This is a genomic window from Tistlia consotensis USBA 355 (assembly GCF_900177295.1).
GTDB classification, from domain to species: Bacteria; Pseudomonadota; Alphaproteobacteria; order Kiloniellales; family DSM-21159; genus Tistlia; species Tistlia consotensis.
In genome coordinates this window covers 152,817-170,833 of the sequence record NZ_FWZX01000010.1, presented here as the reverse complement: position 1 = coordinate 170,833, position 18,017 = coordinate 152,817, and the positions used below count along the sequence as shown (strand labels likewise).

14 protein-coding genes are annotated in these 18,017 nt (G+C 70.7%); 11 read left to right on the top strand and 3 right to left on the bottom strand.

Annotated features, from left to right (window positions below; genetic code table 11):
* The 3 genes from B9O00_RS14375 to B9O00_RS14365 form a co-directional block, all read right to left on the bottom strand.
* On the bottom strand, positions 1–254 hold a 254-nt coding region (locus B9O00_RS14375; RefSeq protein WP_200808511.1), incomplete at its 3' end, for a transposase.
* 190 nt (positions 255–444) lie between these two features.
* On the bottom strand, positions 445–1,350 hold the full coding sequence (locus tag B9O00_RS14370; protein WP_085123371.1) for a polysaccharide deacetylase family protein: 906 nt from the start codon (positions 1,348–1,350) through the stop codon (positions 445–447).
* Positions 1,351–1,383: 33 nt separating this feature from the next.
* Positions 1,384–2,499 carry an NAD(P)/FAD-dependent oxidoreductase gene (locus B9O00_RS14365; RefSeq protein ID WP_085123370.1) on the bottom strand — a complete coding sequence of 372 codons (1,116 nt, stop codon included), beginning with the start codon at positions 2,497–2,499 and terminating at the stop codon, positions 1,384–1,386.
* A gap of 231 nt (positions 2,500–2,730) precedes the next feature.
* Between B9O00_RS14365 and B9O00_RS14360 the strand changes: the two genes are divergently transcribed.
* The 11 genes from B9O00_RS14360 to B9O00_RS14310 all read left to right on the top strand — a co-directional run bounded on the left by B9O00_RS14360 (position 2,731) and on the right by B9O00_RS14310 (position 18,016).
* Complete coding sequence (locus B9O00_RS14360) at positions 2,731–4,824, top strand: hydantoinase/oxoprolinase family protein (RefSeq protein ID WP_235017129.1); 2,094 nt, start codon at positions 2,731–2,733, stop codon at positions 4,822–4,824.
* Positions 4,825–4,829: 5 nt separating this feature from the next.
* Entirely contained in the window at positions 4,830–6,818 is a 1,989-nt protein-coding gene (locus tag B9O00_RS14355) for a hydantoinase B/oxoprolinase family protein (RefSeq protein ID WP_085123368.1), read from the top strand.
* On the top strand, positions 6,815–7,138 hold the full coding sequence (locus tag B9O00_RS14350; protein WP_085123367.1) for a (2Fe-2S)-binding protein: 324 nt from the start codon (positions 6,815–6,817) through the stop codon (positions 7,136–7,138). Before B9O00_RS14355 ends, B9O00_RS14350 begins: the two co-directional genes overlap by 4 nt.
* Entirely contained in the window at positions 7,135–8,520 is a 1,386-nt protein-coding gene (locus B9O00_RS14345) for an FAD/NAD(P)-dependent oxidoreductase (protein ID WP_085123366.1), read from the top strand. The genes B9O00_RS14350 and B9O00_RS14345 overlap by 4 nt, the downstream gene beginning before the upstream one ends.
* Before the next feature lie 35 nt (positions 8,521–8,555).
* On the top strand, positions 8,556–9,941 hold the full coding sequence (locus tag B9O00_RS14340) for an MmgE/PrpD family protein (RefSeq protein WP_085123365.1): 1,386 nt from the start codon (positions 8,556–8,558) through the stop codon (positions 9,939–9,941).
* A gap of 379 nt (positions 9,942–10,320) precedes the next feature.
* Positions 10,321–11,931, top strand: coding sequence for an ABC transporter substrate-binding protein (locus B9O00_RS14335; protein WP_200808510.1), 1,611 nt, complete (start codon positions 10,321–10,323; stop codon positions 11,929–11,931).
* A gap of 89 nt (positions 11,932–12,020) precedes the next feature.
* Positions 12,021–12,998 carry an ABC transporter permease gene (locus B9O00_RS14330; protein ID WP_085123364.1) on the top strand — a complete coding sequence of 326 codons (978 nt, stop codon included), beginning with the start codon at positions 12,021–12,023 and terminating at the stop codon, positions 12,996–12,998.
* A complete protein-coding gene (locus tag B9O00_RS14325) occupies positions 12,995–13,897 on the top strand; it encodes an ABC transporter permease (RefSeq protein WP_085123363.1) in 903 nt (300 codons plus the stop codon). The genes B9O00_RS14330 and B9O00_RS14325 overlap by 4 nt, the downstream gene beginning before the upstream one ends.
* Positions 13,894–14,877, top strand: coding sequence for an ABC transporter ATP-binding protein (locus tag B9O00_RS14320; RefSeq protein ID WP_085123362.1), 984 nt, complete (start codon positions 13,894–13,896; stop codon positions 14,875–14,877). The genes B9O00_RS14325 and B9O00_RS14320 overlap by 4 nt, the downstream gene beginning before the upstream one ends.
* The gene (locus B9O00_RS14315; protein WP_085123361.1) at positions 14,874–15,905 is read left to right on the top strand and encodes an ABC transporter ATP-binding protein; all 1,032 of its coding nucleotides are present in this window, start codon (positions 14,874–14,876) and stop codon (positions 15,903–15,905) included. Before B9O00_RS14320 ends, B9O00_RS14315 begins: the two co-directional genes overlap by 4 nt.
* A 74-nt stretch (positions 15,906–15,979) precedes the next feature.
* Positions 15,980–18,016, top strand: coding sequence for a hydantoinase/oxoprolinase family protein (locus B9O00_RS14310; protein WP_085123360.1), 2,037 nt, complete (start codon positions 15,980–15,982; stop codon positions 18,014–18,016).
* Position 18,017: the final 1 nt, after the last annotated feature.

Here is an 18,017-nt window from a genome sequence, read left to right as displayed (position 1 = left end):
GCCGCAAACAGCGGCGCATCCTCCGCCGCCAAGGCCAGCTGTCCCCGGCGCGCCAAGCGCCGCCAGCCGAACAGCTGCTGCGGCGTCAGCCCGTGGCGCCGTGCCACCGCGCAGACCGAGGACTCAGAGCAGTAGCTCTCGGCGACGATCCGCGCCTTGACCTCCTCCGGCCATCGGCGACGCCGACCGCTGCCGGTGAACACCTCGATCCGCCTCACCGGCTCCGGCACGGGCATAAGCTCAGGATCCGACATGGCTCTTATCTCCATGTCGCCCAGACTCCCCGCTGCTGCCTATGCGCGGAAGGTGCCCTCAGAACAGCGCTTACGCCTGGTCCCCGTCCTCTGGTGACCTGTCGTCGGAGGAGAAGGGGCAGACTCTCGCCCGCCGCATTTGCCTAGACATGCGAAAGGCCAACCACGCGATCTTGCCGATCGAGCGCCCTCAGGCGCCGTCGAGGCAGTAGCGCGCCACCTCGGCGTGGGAGGCGAACCACACGCCGGCATGGTCGCGGATGTAGCGGATCAGCTCCTCGAGGATGGCGATGCGCGAGCGGTGGCCGATGACGTGCGGGTGCAGGGTCAGGAGGAACAGCCCGCCCTCGGCATAGGCGCCGTCGAACTCGGCCTTGAACACCTCCAGCACCGAGGACGGAGGGGTGTAGGGCCGCAGCGCCGAGAAGCGGTCCATGTTGAAGTAGACCGCGTCGTCGCGGATCCATTCCACCGGCAGTTCGACCACGCCGGTCGGCTTGCCCTCCTCCAGCAACTCGTAGGGTTCGTCGTCGGCCATCAGGGAGCTGTCGTAGAGCAGCCCCATCTCGCGGGTGATGGCGAGTGTGTGCTGGCTGAAGTCCCAGGAGGCGGTGCGGATGCCGACCGGCCGGGTACCGGTGATCCGCTCGAGCACGTCGGCCGCGCGCATTTGCAGATCGCGCTCGTCCGCCGGCGGCAGCTTGCTGTTCAGCTCGTGAATCCAGCTGTGGATGCCGATCTCGTGCCCGGCATCGACCAGGGCCCGCTGCTCGTCGGGATGCAGCATGGCGACCACGGCGGGGACGAAGAACGTCGCCTGCACGCCGTGGCGTTCCAGGATGCCGCGGATGCGCGGGATCGCCACCCTGGCGCCGTAGTGGCCCTGCGACAGCTTGCCGGGCGAATTCTCGCCCCATCGCAAGGTGCTCGTCTCGTGGTCGCTGTCGAAGGAGAGCGCCACGGCGACGCGCGCCCCGCCCTTCCAGCTCTGCGGCTTCAGCGACCGGCCGGCGCGGACCTTGTCGACGATGCCCCGCCAGCGGGCTTCCTCCCACTGCCAGGGTTCGACGTCGGGGGTGGACTGTGCAGCTTGCATCGGCAGGCCCTCTGGCTGTTGGAGTCCCGGATCCTAGGCCGCAGCGGCGAAACGGCCGATGCGGAAGTCGTGCAGCGGCGTCTCGGTGGCGCCGGTGGCGATCAGCTCGGCCATGACGTCGCCGACGCCGGGGCCGAGCTGGAAGCCGTGGCCGCAGAAGCCGAAGGCGTGGAACAGGCCGGCCGTGGTACCGGAGGCGCCGATGATCGGCAGCATGTCGGCGACATAGCCCTCGCAGCCCGACCAGGTTCGGATGACGGTCACCTTGGCGAGCGCCGGGAGCAGCCGGACGATCGCCCGAAGCTGCGCCGGCAGGCGGGTCGGATCGGCCTTGGCGTGCCCGGGATCGAGCGGGACCTCCGTCCGCTCGGCCGCTCCGCCGAAGACGATGTTGCCGCGCTCGACCTGGCGCAGGTAGCCGTCGGACTTCTGCCGCGTCCAGATGCCGACCACCGGCAGGATGCGGTGCGGCAAGGGCTCGGTCACGCCCATCTGCGGCCCGCGAGCGACCAGCGGCACCTCCTCGCCGAATCGCGCGGCGATGCGGGCACCCCAGGCGCCGGCGGTGTTGAGCAGGCGCTCGGCGGCGAAGACGCCCTTCGAGGTCGTCACCTCGAACCCGGCGCCGGTCCGCACGATCTCGCCCACCGCGACCTCCTCGACGATCTCGGCGCCGAGCCGGCGGGCGGCGTCGGCGAAGGCCGGCGCGATCAGCCGCGGGTTGCCGCAACCGTCCCGCGGCGAGAAGGAGGCGGCGATCGCATCTGGGCCGAGGCCGGGGAAGCGCGCGCGGATCTCCTCGGGGCCGAGTTCCTCCAGGTCCAGGCCCCAGGGCCGGGCCGCCTCGACGTAGGCGCGCATGTCGGCGAGGCTCTCCTCCTCGAAGACCAGGCGGACATGGCCGGTGGCCCGGAACTCGACGTCGCGCCCGAGCATCTTCTCCGCCTCGCCCCAGAGCGCGCGGGAGCGGTGCGCCAGCGGCAACTGCGGCAGATAGCGTCCGGTTCGCCGGATGTTGCCGAAGGACGCGACGGTGGCACCGGTCCCGACCCGGTTGCGTTCGATCAGCGTCACGCGCACCCCGCGCCGGGCGAGGAAATAGGCCGCGGCCGTCCCCATCAGTCCGCCGCCGACTACGATCACGTCCATGTCCGTCTCCGTTCGGGACGACGGCCGGGCAAGGCGGCCGATCGCACCACCCTGTCGGCCGTCCCTGGCGGCGTCAAAGTCGGGAACGGGATCGCCCCATAAGCAAAGCCTATCGCGGCAGCGCTGCGGCCCGGTCGCATAAGAGGGACTTATGTCGAAGTGATGTTTGGCTCTTGGACCCGGCCGCGCCGCTCGTGCCAGCGTCGCACCGGTTGCAGGAAAGGAAGGGCCGTGGACAACGCTATCGCTCCCGATACCGGCGATCGACCGGCGGCGGACTGGAAGATCGGCGTCGACATCGGTGGGACCTTCATCGACTTTTGCGCGCTCGACGTCCGTTCCGGTCGGGTCGCCTCGCTGAAGGTGCTGACCACGCCGGACGATCCGGGTGCCGAACTGATGACCGGTCTCGCCCTGCTGGCCGAGCGTGACGGGCTGGATCCGACGGCCATCAGCCGCTTCGTCCACGGCACCACCATCGGCATCAACACCATCATCCAGCGCCGGGGCGCACGGCTCGCCCTGGTCACCAACGCCGGCTTCGAGGACGTCATCGAACTCGCCCGGTTGCGGATGCCGGAGGTCTATTCGCTCTTCTGCGCCCGGCCGGAGCAGCTCGTCACTCGCGACATGGTCTTCGGTGTTCCGGCCCGGCTGCGCGCCGACGGGACCGAGACCGTCGCCCCCGACATGGCGGCGGTCGCCGCGGCCGTCGCCGAGGCGAAGACGAAGGGCGCTGCGGGCATCATCGTCTCCTTCCTGCACTCCTGGCGCGACGCTGCGCAGGAGGCCGCGGTGAAGGCGGAGATCGCGCGTCTCGCGCCGGAGCTCTTCGTCTTCACCTCCTCGGAGGTCTGGCCGGTGATCCGCGAGTACGAGCGGACGACGACGGCGATCCTCAACGGCTACGTCCATCCGCGCGTGTCGGGGTACCTCTCGGCCCTCGAGGAGCGGCTGGCCGGCCGCGGGGTGCCGGCGCCGGCGATGCTGACGAAGTCGAACGGTGGCTTGATGACCGCCACCGAGGGCAGGCGTTCCTGCGTCAACATGCTGCTCTCCGGCACCGCCTCGGGCGTGATCGGGGCCGCCTGGCTGGCGCGGCAGGCCGGCGAGAGCAGGGTCCTGACGCTCGACATCGGCGGCACCTCGGCGGACTTCGCGCTGATCGTCGACGGCGAGGCGCAGTTCGGCATGGGCGAGCTGATCGGCGAGTTCCCGCTCTACATCCCCTCCGTCTCGGTCAGCTCGATCGGCATCGGCGGCGGCTCGATCGCCAGCGTCGACGCCCGGGGCGTGCTGCGGGTCGGCCCGGAATCGGCGGGCTCGGTGCCGGGGCCGGCCTGCTACGGACGCGGCGGCGCCGAGCCGACGGTCACCGACGCCATGGCGGTCTGCGGCTGGCTCGGCCACAGCCAGATGGCCTACGGGCAGCTCCGGATGGACGTCGAGTTGGCCCGCGCCGCGGTCGGGCGGTTGGCCGGGAAGCTCGGCCGCCCGCTGCAGGAGACGGCGCAGGCGATCCTGGACGTCGCCGTTTCGGAGATGTTCGTGGAGGTCGAGAAGCTGGCCTCGCGCTCGGGCGTCGACCTGCGCGACTTCGCGCTCATGCCCTTCGGCGGCGGCGGACCGATGCTGGGTGCCTTCCTCGCCCGCGAGCTCGGCATGGCGCGGGTGATCGCGCCGCGGCGGCCGGGCGTCGTCTCGGCGCTGGGCGGACTGGTCGCCGACCTGCGCGGCGACTTCGTCCGGACGGTCTTCGCCGAGCTTTCCGACGCGCTGCTGCCGGACATGCGCAGGGCGCTCGACGCCCTGGCGGCCGAGGCGCGCGACTGGCTGGCGGCGCAGGGCCATGCCGGCGCGGCCGAGCTGCGGGTGTCGGCCGACATGCGCTATGCCGGCCAGAGCTACGAGATCGAGACGCCACTGCAGCCCGCCTGGCTGAGCGAGGCCGGCCTCGGCACCGTTGCCCGCGCCTTCCACGAGGCGCACCAGCGGCACTACGACTTTCATGATCCGGAGGGTCGCATCGAAGTCGTCAACCTCCGCCTCTCCGCCATCGGCGCCGGGCCGAAGCTGACCTTCCCCGAGACCGAAGCGGCGCCGGCCTCGGCCGCCCCGCAGCGCGAGGTCCCGGTCTACGTCGGCGGGACCGAGGCGCCGATCGGCCTCTACTGGCGCGCCGGCCTGCACCCCGGCGACCGCTTCCGCGGTCCGGCGGTCGTGGCCCAGGAGGACACGACCTTCGCGATCCCGCCTGCGGCCGAGGCGCACGTCGACCGCCACCTGAACCTGCACCTGACCCTGCACCTGACCCTGGGCGAGTGAGACCGATGTTCGACCGGATGAATCTCCAGGTTCTCGCCAATCACGCCCGTGCGGCGGCCGAGAACATGGCCTACACGCTGCAGCGGACGGCCCACTCGGCCTTCGTGAAGGAGACCGAGGACTTCACGGTCATGCTGATCAACCGCAGGGGCGAGACCTTCGCGGTGCCGATGGACCTCGGGGCGACCTGGTACGCCGGGCTGACCTTCGGGCGCGGGATCGCGATGATCGATGGCTACAAGCCGGGCGACGTCGCCTTCACCAACGACACCTATTCCTGCTTCGTCGCCACCCACACGCCGGACACGGTCCTCTGGAGGCCGGTCTTCTACGAGGGCGAAATCATCGCCTTCACCGGCGGGCACATCCACAACACCGACATGGGCGGCGCGGTGCCGGCCTCGCTGTCGCGGGCGCTGACCGAGATCCATCAGGAAGGGATCCGCTTCCCGCCGATGAAGATCGTCAACGAGGGGGTCTTCGACGAGAAGATCCTGAAGATCATGGCGGCCAACGTGCGCAAGCCGGACCTCAACACCGGCGACATCAAGGCGCTGGTCGGCGCGCTGACCACCGGCGAGCGCAAGGTCCTCGGGATGGTCGAGAAGTTCGGCAAGGAGGCCTTCCTCGCCGGCGCCGAGGCGCTCCTCGACCACGCCGAGGCGCAGGCCCGCGACGTGCTGCGCTCGATCCCGGACGGCACCTGGGAGTTCGTCGACTACGCGGACGAGGACTCGGTCGAGGCCAACCCCTGCCGGCTGAAGCTGACGCTGACCATCCGGGGCGACGAGGCGATCCTCGACTTCACCGGCTCCGACCCGCAGCTCGGCTCGTCGCTGAACGTGCCGACCGGCGGCGACCCGCGCCACTCGGTCCTGCTGGTCGCGATCTACTACATCCTCTACACGCTGAATCCGAAGATCCTGCTCAACACCGGGGTCACGCGGCCGTTCACCTGCATCGCGCCGAAGGGCTCGGTGCTCAATCCGGTCGAGCCGGCCGCGGTCGGCATGCGGTCGCTGACCTGTGCCCGGCTCCGCTCCGTGGTGTTCGGCGGGTTCTGCCAGGCGGTGCCGGAGCGGCTGCCCGCGGCGCCAGCCGGCAACAACAGCATCGTCAACGTCATGACCGTCGACGAGCGGACCGGCCGCAGCGTGATCGCCGCGGTCAACCCGGTGGTGGGCGGCGGCGGCGGCATGCCGCATCGCGACGGCACGAACGGCTCGGGCGCCGATGCGGCCTACCTGAAGAACACGCCGATCGAGCTCACCGAGACCGAGACCCCGGTCGAGTTCGTCAAGTACGGCCTGGCGAAGGACAGCGGCGGTGCCGGGCGCTGGCGCGGCGGCCTCGCCACCGAGATGGCGTTCCGGGTCTTCGCGCCCGACAGCCGGATCACCGCCCGAAACCGGGACCGCGGCTTCTTCCGCCCCTGGGGCGTGCTCGGCGGACGGGCGGCGGGCCTGTCCGACATGGTGGTCAACCCCGGCACGCCGGAGATGCGGCGGCTCGGGAACATCGACACCGCGGTGCTGCAGCCGGGCGACGTGCTCGAGATCCGCTCGGCGGGTGGTGGTGGGCGGGGCGATCCCTTCGAGCGCGAGCCCTGGCGTGTCCTGCGCGACGTCGAACGCGGCTACGTCTCCTCCGAGGCGGCCGAGCGGGACTACGGCGTCGTGATCCGTGACGGAGCGGTCGACGAGGCCGCGACCGAGGCGCGGCGTGCCGCGCGCCCGGCGCCGGAGGGCCATTTCGACTACGGCCCCGAGCGCGCAGGCTACGAGGCCCAATGGACGCCGGCGGCCTACGACCTGCTCATCGAGATCCTCGACGGTCTGCCGATCCACTGGCGCTTCTTCACCAAGACGGAGATCTTCCGCCGGATGAAGGGACGCTCGGGTGCCGAGGGCGTGGCCCAGGCCTTCGCCCAGGTGCGCGCCCGCTTCCCGGAGATGCCCGCGCCTGCCGGGACTGGCCGCGAGGCGGCGGAATGATCGGCGCAGGGAAGGACGCGCCCGGCGCAGGCCGGGTGGTCCGCCTCGCGGAGCAGGGGCGGGCACCCGTGCGCTTCCGGCTCGACGGCGCGGACTGCGCGGCAATGGAGGGAGACACGGTACTGACCGCGGTCCTCGCCTCGGTGCCGGCGCTGCGCCGTTCGGAATTCGGCCCGGAGGGGCGTGCGGGCTTCTGCCTGATGGGCGCCTGTCAGGATTGCTGGGTCTGGCAGGAAGTCGGGCCGCGGCTGCGTGCCTGCTCCACGCCCATCGCCGAGGGGATGAAGCTCCTGACAGAGGCGCCGGGAGACTGGACTTGAGTGGGCGCGGGGCGCCGGTCGTCGTCGTCGGTGCCGGGCCGGCCGGGATCCGGGCCGCCGAGACGCTGGCGGCCGCGGGCGTGCGGCCCGTGGTGATCGACGAAGGCCGGCGCGCCGGAGGCCAGATCTATCGCCGTCCGCCCGAGGGTTTCTCCCGGACGCCGCAGACGCTCTACGGACCCGAGGCGTCGAAGGCGGTCGCGCTGCACGCGGTCTTCGACGCGGCTGCGGCGTCCGGCCGGGTCGATCATCGCCCCGAGAGTTCGGTCCTCGCCCTGGGCGACGGGGCGCTGCAGGTGCTCGGGCCGGAGGGGCGCAGCAGCATCGCCTACGACAGGCTGATCCTCGCGACCGGCGCCACCGACCGGCTGGCACCGGTACCGGGTTGGCAGAGTCCCGGGGTCTACGGTCTGGGGGGGACGCAGATCGCGCTGAAGGCTCAGGGCCTGACGTTCGGGCGCCGGATCGTGCTCGCCGGCTCGGGGCCGCTCCTCACCCTGGTGGCGGTGCAGCTCCTGAAGGCCGGGGCGGCGGTCGCGGCGGTCCTCGACACCGCGCCGCTCGGCCGGCAGATCGCGGCCTTGCCGGAGCTGCTGGCCCGCCCGGTCTTCGCCCTGCGGGGCGTCGCCATGCGGGCGGCGCTCGGCGGGCGGTACCACGCGGGCATATCCCTCGATCGCATCGAGGTCGACGGTCGCGGACCGGTCGCGGTCGCCTGGCACGACGCCGGCGGCCGGGTGCGGCGAACGGACTGCGACATGGTCGGCCTCGGCTGGCATCTGCAGGCCGAGACCCATCTCGCCGACCTCGCGGGCTGCGCTTTCGACTACGACGAGACCTGGGCGCAGTGGCTGCCCCGGACCGATCGGATGGGGCGGGCGGGCGATGGCGTCTACCTCGCCGGCGACGGGCTGCGCATCCTCGGTGCCGACGGGGCCGAGGTCGCGGGGCGGCTCGCCGCGGCGGCTTGCCTCGCCGACATGGGCCTGCCCGCGCCGGACGCCGCCGCCGATCTGCGCAAGCTCGACCGGCTCGACCGCTTCGCTCGTGGCATCGCCCACGCCTTTCCCTGGCCCGCCGAAATGATTCGGGCGCTGCCCGACGAGACCGTGGTCTGCCGCTGCGAAGGGGTTACCGCCGGCGAGCTGCGCAAGACCGTGGACTACGGTGGCGCCGAGGCCAACCGCGTGAAGTCTCTGGGGCGGGTCGGCATGGGGCGGTGCCAGGGGCGCTTCTGCCGGCTCGCCGGCGTCGAGCTGATCGCTGCCCGTGCGGGGACGGGTGCGGACTCGGTCGGGCGCCTGCGCGGTCAGGCGCCGGTGCGCCCGGCCCCGGTCGAGGCCTGGATGGATCGAGGTTGCGGGGCGGCGGGCTCCGGGTAGAGGGCTGTTCGCGTGATCGGGCTCTAGGAGGCGGAATGACGGACCGGCAGAGCCCGACGGGGATTCTGGGCGCCTGGATCGCCGATGCCCCGTCCGACTGGTCGGCGGCGAGCCGTTCGGTCGCCACCGCCGCCTTCGTCGACTGCTTCGCCTGCATGATCGCCGGCAGCCGGGAGGAGGTGACCCGTCGCACCCTCTCGGCGGTCCGCTCCTGGGGGCAGGGGGCGGCGGGCGTCGTCGGCCAGGGCCTCGGGCTGCCCGCGCCCTGGGCGGCCCTGGTCAACGGCACGGCTGCCCATGCGCTCGACTACGACGACATCCTCGACCCGTCCCTGTCCCATCCGAGCGCGGTGCTGGTCCCGGCGATCCTTGCGCTGGCGGAGGAGGAGGGCTCGGTCTCCGGAGAGCGCTGCGTCGACGCCTGGCTGGTCGGTCTCGAGGTGATGGCCAGGCTGGGCGAGGCCTTCAACGTCTCGCACTACGCCCTCGGCTGGCACACGACCCTGTCGCTGGGCGCGCCGTCGGCGGCGGCGGCCTGCGCCCGGCTGCTGGGTCTGGACGCCGTGGCTGCGGCTCATGCGATCGGTCTGTCGGCCAGCATGAGCGGCGGATCGAAGCGGCAGTTCGGCTCGATGGCGAAGCCGCTCCACGCGGGGCTCGCGGCCAAGAGCGGGGTCGTCGCGGCCTGCCTAGCCCGGACGGGCGTGGAAGCCTCCGCCGACGTCTTCGACGGGCGCTGGGGCTTGCTCGAGATGACCGCCGGGCCGGAAGCGGCCGGGTTCGCCGCGCTCGCCGCGCGCCTGGGTGGGCCGCCGGCCGCGGAGCAGTACGGGATCTGGCTGAAGGCCTGGCCGTCCTGCGGCGCCACGCACCGGCCGATCGAAGCGGCGCTCGCGCTTCGCCGCCAAGGGGGCTGGAAACCGGAGGACATCGTCTCGATCGAGGCCTTCGTCTCGCTCTCCGCGCAGGGCAACCTGCGCTTCATCCATCCGATGAATGGCGCAGAGGCCAGGTTCTGCCTGCCCTTCTGCGTCGGCTCGGCGCTGATCGACGGCAGGCTCGACCTCGCCAGCTTCCGGGCCGAGTCCATCGGGCGCGCCGATATCCGCAACCTGACCGCGCGGTTCCGCATGAGCCTCGATCCGGACCTCTGCGATCGCGGCTTCGGGTGTGCGCTGGCCGAGCGCGGCAGGGTCGAGATCGTCCTGCTCTCCGGGCAGCGCCTCGCTGCCGCCTGCGAGCACCCGCCCGGACATCCGGGCAATCCGATGAGCGAGGCTGCGCTTCGGGGCAAGTTCACCGACTGCGCCGGCGCACGAGGGCTCGGCGAAGCGGCGGCGGCCGAGCTGTGGAGCGCGGCCGCCGACCTGCCCGAACGCGCCGCGGGCAGGCCGCTCATGCCCTGGCGGCCGGCGATCTAGCCGGAGCCACCGCAAAGGATCGGCGCGCGCAGCCGGTCGCGCCGGGATCCCGTCGCCGCCCGGGCGGCGAAGGGTGCAGCTCGCCCTCGTCCCGGAGCAACTGCCCAGTACGACGGAGAGGCCCGTAAGACATTGAATACAGGGATAAAATGAAGGGGATGGCGAGGCCGATCCAGCCACAGGACATCGCAGGTCGAGTCTGCTCATAAGGCAGACTTAACGTCGGGTGATGAAATCAAATGGTCGTTTTCTTGACGGCCTGCTTCGCCCCCCGACACAGTTTCCTTCAAGACCAAAACAGATGAACAGGCGCTGTTGCGAGCGGATCACGCGGGCACGTTCCGCGGCATGCCGTTCGATCCGGCAGCGAAAAGAGAGGATGGACATGACATTTATCAAGGTGATCGGTGCCGTCGCATTGAGCCTGGTGCTCCTCGGTACGGCCGGCACGGTCGGGGCGCAGACGCTGACGGTCGGCGTCCGCGGGGGACCGGAGTCGATGGACCCGGACTACTCGGCCCTCGGCACCCATGCCGAGGTGGCCAAGCATATCTTCGACACGCTGGTCAGGGCCGACGAGAACCTGCAGATCAAGCCGGGTCTCGCCACCTCCTGGAAGCCGATCGACGCCGAAACCTGGGAATTCAAGCTGCGCAAGGGCGTGAAGTTCCACGACGGCTCGGACTTCACTGCCGAGGACGTGAAGTTCTCGATCGCCCGCGTGCCGATCGTCACGGGCCCGACCTCGACCGCGGTATACGTGCGCCGCGTGAAGAGCGTCGAGATCGTCGATCCCTACACCGTGCGCATCCACACCGACGGCCCGGCGCCGGCGCTGCCCTATGATTTCGTCCGCCTGTTCATCGTGAGCGCCAAGGCGGCCAAGGACTACTCGACGCCCGAGACCGCCGCGGAGGGCTTCAACAGCGGCAAGGCCACGATCGGCACCGGCCCGTTCAAGTTCGTGAGCTGGGAGCCGAAGGGCGACCTCGTGCTCGAGCGGTTCGACGGCTACTGGGGCGGAGCGGCGCCCTGGAAGAGGGTGATCCGCAAGGAGATTCCGAACGACGCCTCGCGGCTCGCGGCGCTGAAGGCCGGTCAGGTCGACCTGGTGAACGACGTCTCCTCGGCCGACTACCTGCAGCTCGCCAAGGATCCGCAGGTCGACACCTTCGTCGGCGACAGCATCTACATCATGAACCTGCTGCTCGACCAGCGGCCGGACGTGATGCCGGACGTGATGCCGGGCGTGCGCGCCAAGGACGGCTCGCCGCTTCCGAAGAATCCGCTGACCGATCGGCGCGTGCGCCAGGCCTTCAGCATGGCCATCGACCGGAAGACCATGGTCGACGTGGTTCTCGAGGGGCTCGGCAAGCCCGCGAAGGAAGGCATGCCCGCCGGCTTCTTCGGCTTCGACAGCGCCGTGCCCGATCCGGTCTACGACCCTGCCAAGGCCAAGGCGCTGCTGGCCAAGGCGGGCTATCCCGACGGCTTCCAGATCGACCTCTACTGCACCTCCGACCGGCTGCCGGGCGACGCGGCGATCTGCCAGGGCCTCGGCCAGATGCTGAGCGTCATCGGCATCGACGTGAATGTCCGCGCGACGTCGAAGACGGTGTATTTCCCGGCACAGTCCCGGGGGGAATACAGCGTCTCGATGAACGGCTGGGGCACCCTGACGGGCGAGGCGTCCTATACGCTCTCCTCGCAGATGCACACCAAGGACCCCGGCAAGGGTCTCGGCGCCTACAACCGCATCCACTACTCCAATCCCGACCTCGACGCGCTGATCGAGAGGGGGTCCGTCGAGCTCGACGAGAACAAGCGCCGGGCGATCTTCGAGAAAGCCATGGCCATGGCGACCGCCGACCGGGTGCTGATCCCGATCGTGCAGCTGCAGACCGTCTGGGCGGCGAGGAAGGGCATGCTCACCTTCACGCCGCGCACCGACCAGGACACGCTGGCCTACTACATCAAGCCCAAGGGATGACCGCGGACATCGCCTGACACCGCTCTCCCGCAGCGGCCGGCCGAACCCCGGCCGGCCGCTGTGCCCCCTACCCGGAGGCTCCCGGCAGGATGCTCGGCTTCGTCGTTCAACGCGCCTTCCAGGCGTTCGTGGTCATGGTTGTCATGTCCATGATCGTGTTCGTCGGCGTGTATGCGGTCGGCAACCCGGTCGACATCGTCATCCCGCCGGACGCCACACAGGCGATGCGCGCGGAGGCGATCCATCGGCTCGGATTGGACCTGCCGCTCTGGCAGCAGTACGGCGTCTTCGTCTGGCGTCTGCTGCACGGCGATTTCGGACGGTCCTTTGTCTACAACATGCCGGTCCTGGATCTGATCGGCGGCCGCCTGCCGGCGACGCTCGAGCTGGTGCTGATCTCCATTCTCTTCGCCACCGGCGTCGGCGTGTCGCTCGGTGTCTATGCCGGCGTCCGGCCGTCCGGCCTGGTCGCGAAGTCGATCATGGGGCTCTCGATCCTCGGCTTCTCGGTGCCGTCCTTCTGGGTCGGGCTGATCCTCATCCTGACCTTCGCCGTCTCCCTCGGTTGGCTGCCGGCCGGCGGTCGCGGCGAGACCGTGGAGGTGTTTGGCGTGCCCTGGAGCTTCCTGACGCTGGACGGGCTGGGCCACATCGTCCTGCCGGCGCTCAACCTCGCGCTGTTCAAGATGGCGATGATGATCCGCCTCGCCCGCGCCGGGACACGCGAGGCGATGCTGTCGGACACGGTCAAGTTCGCCCGGGCGGCTGGCATCTCCGAGGGCACGATCCTGCGGCGCCACGTGCTCAAGCTGATCTCGATTCCGATCATCACGGTCTTCGGCCTCGAGCTCGGGTCGACCGTCGCCTTCGCGGTGGTGACCGAGACCATCTTCTCCTGGCCCGGGATCGGCAAGCTGATCATCGACTCGATCGGTGTGCTCGATCGGCCGGTGATGGTGGCCTACCTGGTGCTCACGGCCCTCCTGTTCGTGATGATCAACTTCACCGTCGATCTCGTCTTCGCGGCGATCGACCCCAGAGTTCGCAGCGGGAAGACGCGCACATGACCGAGATCCTTTCCGCGGCCCCGGCGCCCGCGTCGCCGCTCCGGCTCTTCTGGCGGGAGTTCCGGCGGAACCGGCTGGCGACGGCCGCGCTCGCGGTGACGGTCGCCTTGGCGCTGCTCGCCGCCTTCGCGCCGCTCGTCGCACCGCAGAACCCCTACGATCTGGCACACCTGTCGCTGGCGGACGCGCGTCGGCCGCCCGGGTACCTCGGCACAGGCGGATACGTCTACCTCCTCGGCACCGACCCGCAGGGGCGGGATCTGCTGTCGGCGATCCTCTACGGCCTCCGCGTCTCGGTCGAGATCGGTCTCGCCGCGGGCTGCATCGCGCTCACCATCGGAGCGACGTTCGGCGTGCTCGCGGCCTATGCCGGCGGCTGGATCGAGACGCTGATCATGCGCGCGGTCGACCTGCAGCTCTCCTTCCCCGCCATCCTCCTGGCCCTGGTGCTCGCGGCCCTGCTGGGCCAGGGCAAGGCGCAGCTCGTGACTGCGCTGGTGGCGGCGCAGTACGCCTATTTCGCTCGCACGGCCTACGGCGCGGCCGCCGCCGAGCGGCGCAAGGACTACATCGAGGCGGCGATGGCGACGCCGCTCGGTGCCGGGCGGGTCGTCTTCCGCCACCTGCTGCCGAACTGTGCGCCCCCGCTGATCGTCGTCGCGACCGTGCAGATCGCCAGCTCGATCTCGCTGGAGGCCACGCTGTCCTTCCTCGGTCTCGGCCTGCCGGTGACCGAGCCCTCGCTCGGCATGCTGATCTCGAACGGCTTTCCCTACATGATGAGCGGCCGCTATTGGATCTCGGTCTATCCGGGGCTGATGCTGATCCTGCTCATCATGGCGATCAACATCGTCGGCGATCAGGTCCGCGACCAGCTCAACCCGAGGCTCCGGCGGTGAGCGCGGTCCTGGAGGTTCGTGGCCTGCGGACGGAGTTCCTCACCGCGGCCGGCATCCTGCGCGCGGTCGACGACATCTCCTTCAGCCTTTCGGCGGGCGAGATCATCGGGTTGGTCGGCGAGTCCGGCTCGGGCAAGAGCGTCACCGGCTTCTCGCTGCTCGGCCTGATCGACCCACCGGGCAGGATCGCCGGCGGCTCGGTGCGGCTGAACGGGGCCGAGCTGGTCGGCATGACGCCGGGCGAGCTGCGCCGCCGGCGGGGGCGCGAGATCGCGATGATCTTCCAGGACCCGATCGCGACGCTGAACCCGCTGCTGACCGTCGGCCAGCAGATGGCGATGGCGCTCGCCGCGCATGAGCGGGTATCGACGAAGGCCGCCGCGGATCGCTGTACGGAGGCCCTGGCGCGCGTCGGCATCCCGTCCCCCCGCGCGCGGCTCTCGGCCTATCCGCACGAGTTCTCGGGCGGGATGCGTCAGCGCGTGGCGATCGCCATCGCACTGCTCCATCGTCCGGCGGTGATCGTCGCCGACGAGCCCACCACGGCGCTCGACGTGTCGATCCAGGCGCAGATCGTGGCAGAGATGCGGTCGCTTGCCCGGGAGTTCGGCGTGGCGATGATCTGGATCAGCCACGACCTGGCGGTCGTCTCCGGTCTCGCCTCCCGGATTCTCGTGATGTACGCGGGGCGGATCGTGGAGGAGGGGCCTGCCGCCCGGGTGCTGCGGGACCCGAGACATCCCTACACCTGCGGGCTGTTGGACTCGCTGCCGGCGGCGACCGCACCCGGCGTGCCGCTCCGGCAGATCCCCGGCGCCATGCCGTCGCTGCTCGCGCTGCCGCCGGGGTGTGCCTTCCAGCCGCGCTGCGCGTGCGCGACACCGGACTGTGCCGTCGCGCCGGAGATGACGGTGGAGCGGGACAGGAGCTGGCGCTGCTTCCATCCCGCCGGAGTGGCTTCGGAGCGCGTCGCCTCATGAGCAGGCGCTACGAAGGTTACCTGACGGTCGACGGTGTCTCGAAGGTGTTCGGGGCTCGGCTCTCCGCGGGCGATCGTTTCGTTCGCTTTCTCCGCCGCGCCGGCCCCGCGCCGTCCTTGCGCGCGGTCTCGGACGTCAGCCTGTCCCTCCCGAAGGGGCAGACCCTCGGCCTCGTCGGCGAGTCCGGTTGCGGCAAGAGCACGCTCGGCCGGATCATCGCCGGCATCTATCCGCCGAGCAGCGGCACGGTGACCCTCGACGGCGAGGCGGTGATGGAGGAGGGGCGCAAGGTCACCACCGACGTGCAGACGGTGTTCCAGGATCCCTTCGCCTCCCTCGACCCGCGGATGAAAGTGGGCGATGCGGTCGCCGAAGGGCCGGTGGCCCACGGCGTGGTGTCGCGGGCCGGCGCGCGGGAGCACGTCTCCCGCTGGTTCGCGCGGGTCGGGCTCGATCCCTCGCTCGCCGGGCGATATCCGCACCAGTTCTCGGGCGGACAGCGGCAGCGGATCGCCATCGCCCGGGCCCTGGCGATGAACCCGAAGCTGCTGATCTGCGACGAGCCGGTGGCTTCGCTGGACGTCTCGATCCAGGCTCAGGTCCTCAACCTTTTCCTCGAGCTGCGGCGCGAGCTCGACCTGACCTGCGTGTTCATCAGTCACGACCTCTCGGTCGTGCGGCACGTGAGCGATCGCGTGGCGGTCATGTATCTTGGCCGGATCGTCGAGCTCGGCGAGACCGAGCGGCTGTTTCGCCGCCCAGCCCATCCCTACACGGCAGCGCTGCTCGACAGCGTGCCGAGGATCGTCGCGGACGGCGAGGCGCTGGTCGAGATGAAGCCGATCGAGGGGGAGATCCCCTCGCCGCTGGACCCGCCGCCGGGTTGCCATTTCGCGCCGCGCTGTCCGCGCGCGGTGGCGGAGTGCTCGGTGCGCGCACCGCTCCTGCGCGAGCCCGGGCCCGGCCGGAGCGCGTCCTGCCATTTCGCCGAAGCACAGCTCGCCCTGCCCGAGCGAGCGATCGTCTGACCCCTTCTCCGGCGGCGTCCGGCGCCGCCGCCACCCTGAGGCGGGGGCGCCCGCCGTAGCAACTCGGAGACGACATGGCCTATCGCGTCGGCGTCGACATCGGCGGCTCCTTCACCGATTTCGCCTTCCTCGACGAGGAGACGGGCGAACTGAAGAGCCTCAAGGTCTTCTCGCGCCCCGACGAGCCGGGTGCGGAGGTGACCCGCGGCGTGGCCCGGGCCGCCGAGCTCTACGGCATCACGCCGCAGGAGATCGGCTACTTCACCCACGGCACCACCGTCGGCATCAACACCGTGATCACCCGAAAGGGACTCCGCCTGGCGCTGATGACCACCGAGGGGTTTCGCGACGTGCTCGAGCTCGAGCGCCTGAAGATCCCCGACATGTACAATCTTCTGTCGAGGCGGCCGGAACCGCTGATCACGCGGGACATGGTCTGGGGCGTGCCCGGCCGGCTGAATGCCCGGGGCGAGGAAGTGAGCGCGGTCGACGTCGAGGCGGTCCGCGCCGCCGCGCGGGCCGCCTGGACGGCGGGGGCCGAAGGCATCGTCGTGGCGCTCCTGCATTCCTACCGCAATCCGGCACACGAGGAGCTGGTCGGGCGGATCGCCACGGAGGAGACCGGTCTGCCGATCTTCCTGTCCTCGGCGACCCGGCCGATCATCCGGGAGTACGAGCGCACGATCACCGCCGTGATCGGCGCCTATGTCCAGCCGCGGGTGGCGAACTACCTGACGCAGCTCCAGGTGGCGCTGAAGCGCGCCGGCGTGGCGCCGGAGCCACGCCTCACCAAGTCGAACGGCGGCCTCATGACCGCCGAGGAGGGCAAGTCCCGCTGCGTCGACATGATCCTCTCCGGTACGGCTTCGGGGGTGATCGGTGCCGCTTTCGTCGCCGGGATGACCGGGCTCGACAACTGCCTCAGCCTCGACATCGGCGGCACCAGCGCCGACGTGGCGGTCATCGCGAGCGGCAAGCCGGCCTTCGGCACCGGCGAGCAGATCGGCGACTTCCGAATCTACATCCCCTCCGTCTCGGTCTCCTCGATCGGCGAGGGCGGCGGCTCCATCGCCTGGGTCGACCGCCAGAACGCGCTGCGGGTCGGCCCCGAGAGCGCCGGCTCGATCCCTGGTCCGGCCTGCTACGGCAAGGGCGGGGACAGGCCGACGATCACGGATGCGTTCGTGACGCTCGGCCTCGTCGGGCATGCGGGGCTCGGCTACGACACGGTTTCGGTGGACGCAGGGCGCGCCCGCGCGGCCATCGTGCCGCTGGCGGAGCAGACCGGTCAGAGCGTGGAGGAGGTTGCCGAATCGATCATCGAGATAGCCGTCTCCGGCATGTTTGCCGGCGTCTCCGGGCTGATCTCCCGCTTCGGCGTGGACCCGCGCGAGTTCTCGCTGCTGGCCTTCGGCGGCGCCGGGCCGATGCTGGCCTGCTTCCTCGCCCGCGAGCTGCACATGCGCGAGGTCGTGGTGCCGACGACCCCCGGCGTGCTGAGCGCGCTGGGCGGCCTGATCGCCGACATGAAGAACGACTTCGTCCAGACGATCTACGCCGATCTGTCGGCGGAGCTGCTGCCCGATCTCGCGGCACGCTACGCCGAGATGCGGCAGGACGCGATCCGCTGGTTGCAGGTGGACCAGGGCCATCGCGGCGACCATGTCCTGGCCTTCTCGGCGGAGATGCGCTATCGCGGCCAGAGCTTCGAAATCGACACCCCCGTCGACCTCGCGATGCTGGAGGGCGACGGCAGCGCGCTCGCTGCGGCTTTCCATGCCGAGCACGAGCGGCTCTACGGCCACTGCGACCCCGGTGCCGCCATCCAGGTCATCACCCTGCGCCTGGTGATCGCCGGCTCGACGGGCAAGCCCAAGGTCCGCGTCGAGGAGGAGGTTCCGGCCCGGGCCGAGCCGCACCGTACCGCGGCGATCCGCATCGACGGCCAGACCCGCGAGGTCGGGCTCCACCGCCGCGCCGACCTCGCGCCCGGCCGGTATTTCGAAGGGCCGGCGGTGATCCTCCAGGACGACGCCACCACCGTGGTGCCGCCGGGCTTCAGCGTCCGCGTCGACCGCCTGTCCAATCTGCGCATCACCGAGGGGGAGTGAG

Coding starts and splice junctions, on each gene's coding strand:
- B9O00_RS14370 (WP_085123371.1), bottom strand. CDS start 1,350: ATGCAAGCTGCACAGTCCACCCCCGACGTCGAACCCTGGCAGTGGGAG.
- B9O00_RS14365 (WP_085123370.1), bottom strand. CDS start 2,499: ATGGACGTGATCGTAGTCGGCGGCGGACTGATGGGGACGGCCGCGGCC.
- B9O00_RS14355 (WP_085123368.1), top strand. CDS start 4,830: ATGTTCGACCGGATGAATCTCCAGGTTCTCGCCAATCACGCCCGTGCG.
- B9O00_RS14350 (WP_085123367.1), top strand. CDS start 6,815: ATGATCGGCGCAGGGAAGGACGCGCCCGGCGCAGGCCGGGTGGTCCGC.
- B9O00_RS14340 (WP_085123365.1), top strand. CDS start 8,556: ATGACGGACCGGCAGAGCCCGACGGGGATTCTGGGCGCCTGGATCGCC.
- B9O00_RS14335 (WP_200808510.1), top strand. CDS start 10,321: ATGGACATGACATTTATCAAGGTGATCGGTGCCGTCGCATTGAGCCTG.
- B9O00_RS14330 (WP_085123364.1), top strand. CDS start 12,021: ATGCTCGGCTTCGTCGTTCAACGCGCCTTCCAGGCGTTCGTGGTCATG.
- B9O00_RS14325 (WP_085123363.1), top strand. CDS start 12,995: ATGACCGAGATCCTTTCCGCGGCCCCGGCGCCCGCGTCGCCGCTCCGG.
- B9O00_RS14315 (WP_085123361.1), top strand. CDS start 14,874: ATGAGCAGGCGCTACGAAGGTTACCTGACGGTCGACGGTGTCTCGAAG.
- B9O00_RS14310 (WP_085123360.1), top strand. CDS start 15,980: ATGGCCTATCGCGTCGGCGTCGACATCGGCGGCTCCTTCACCGATTTC.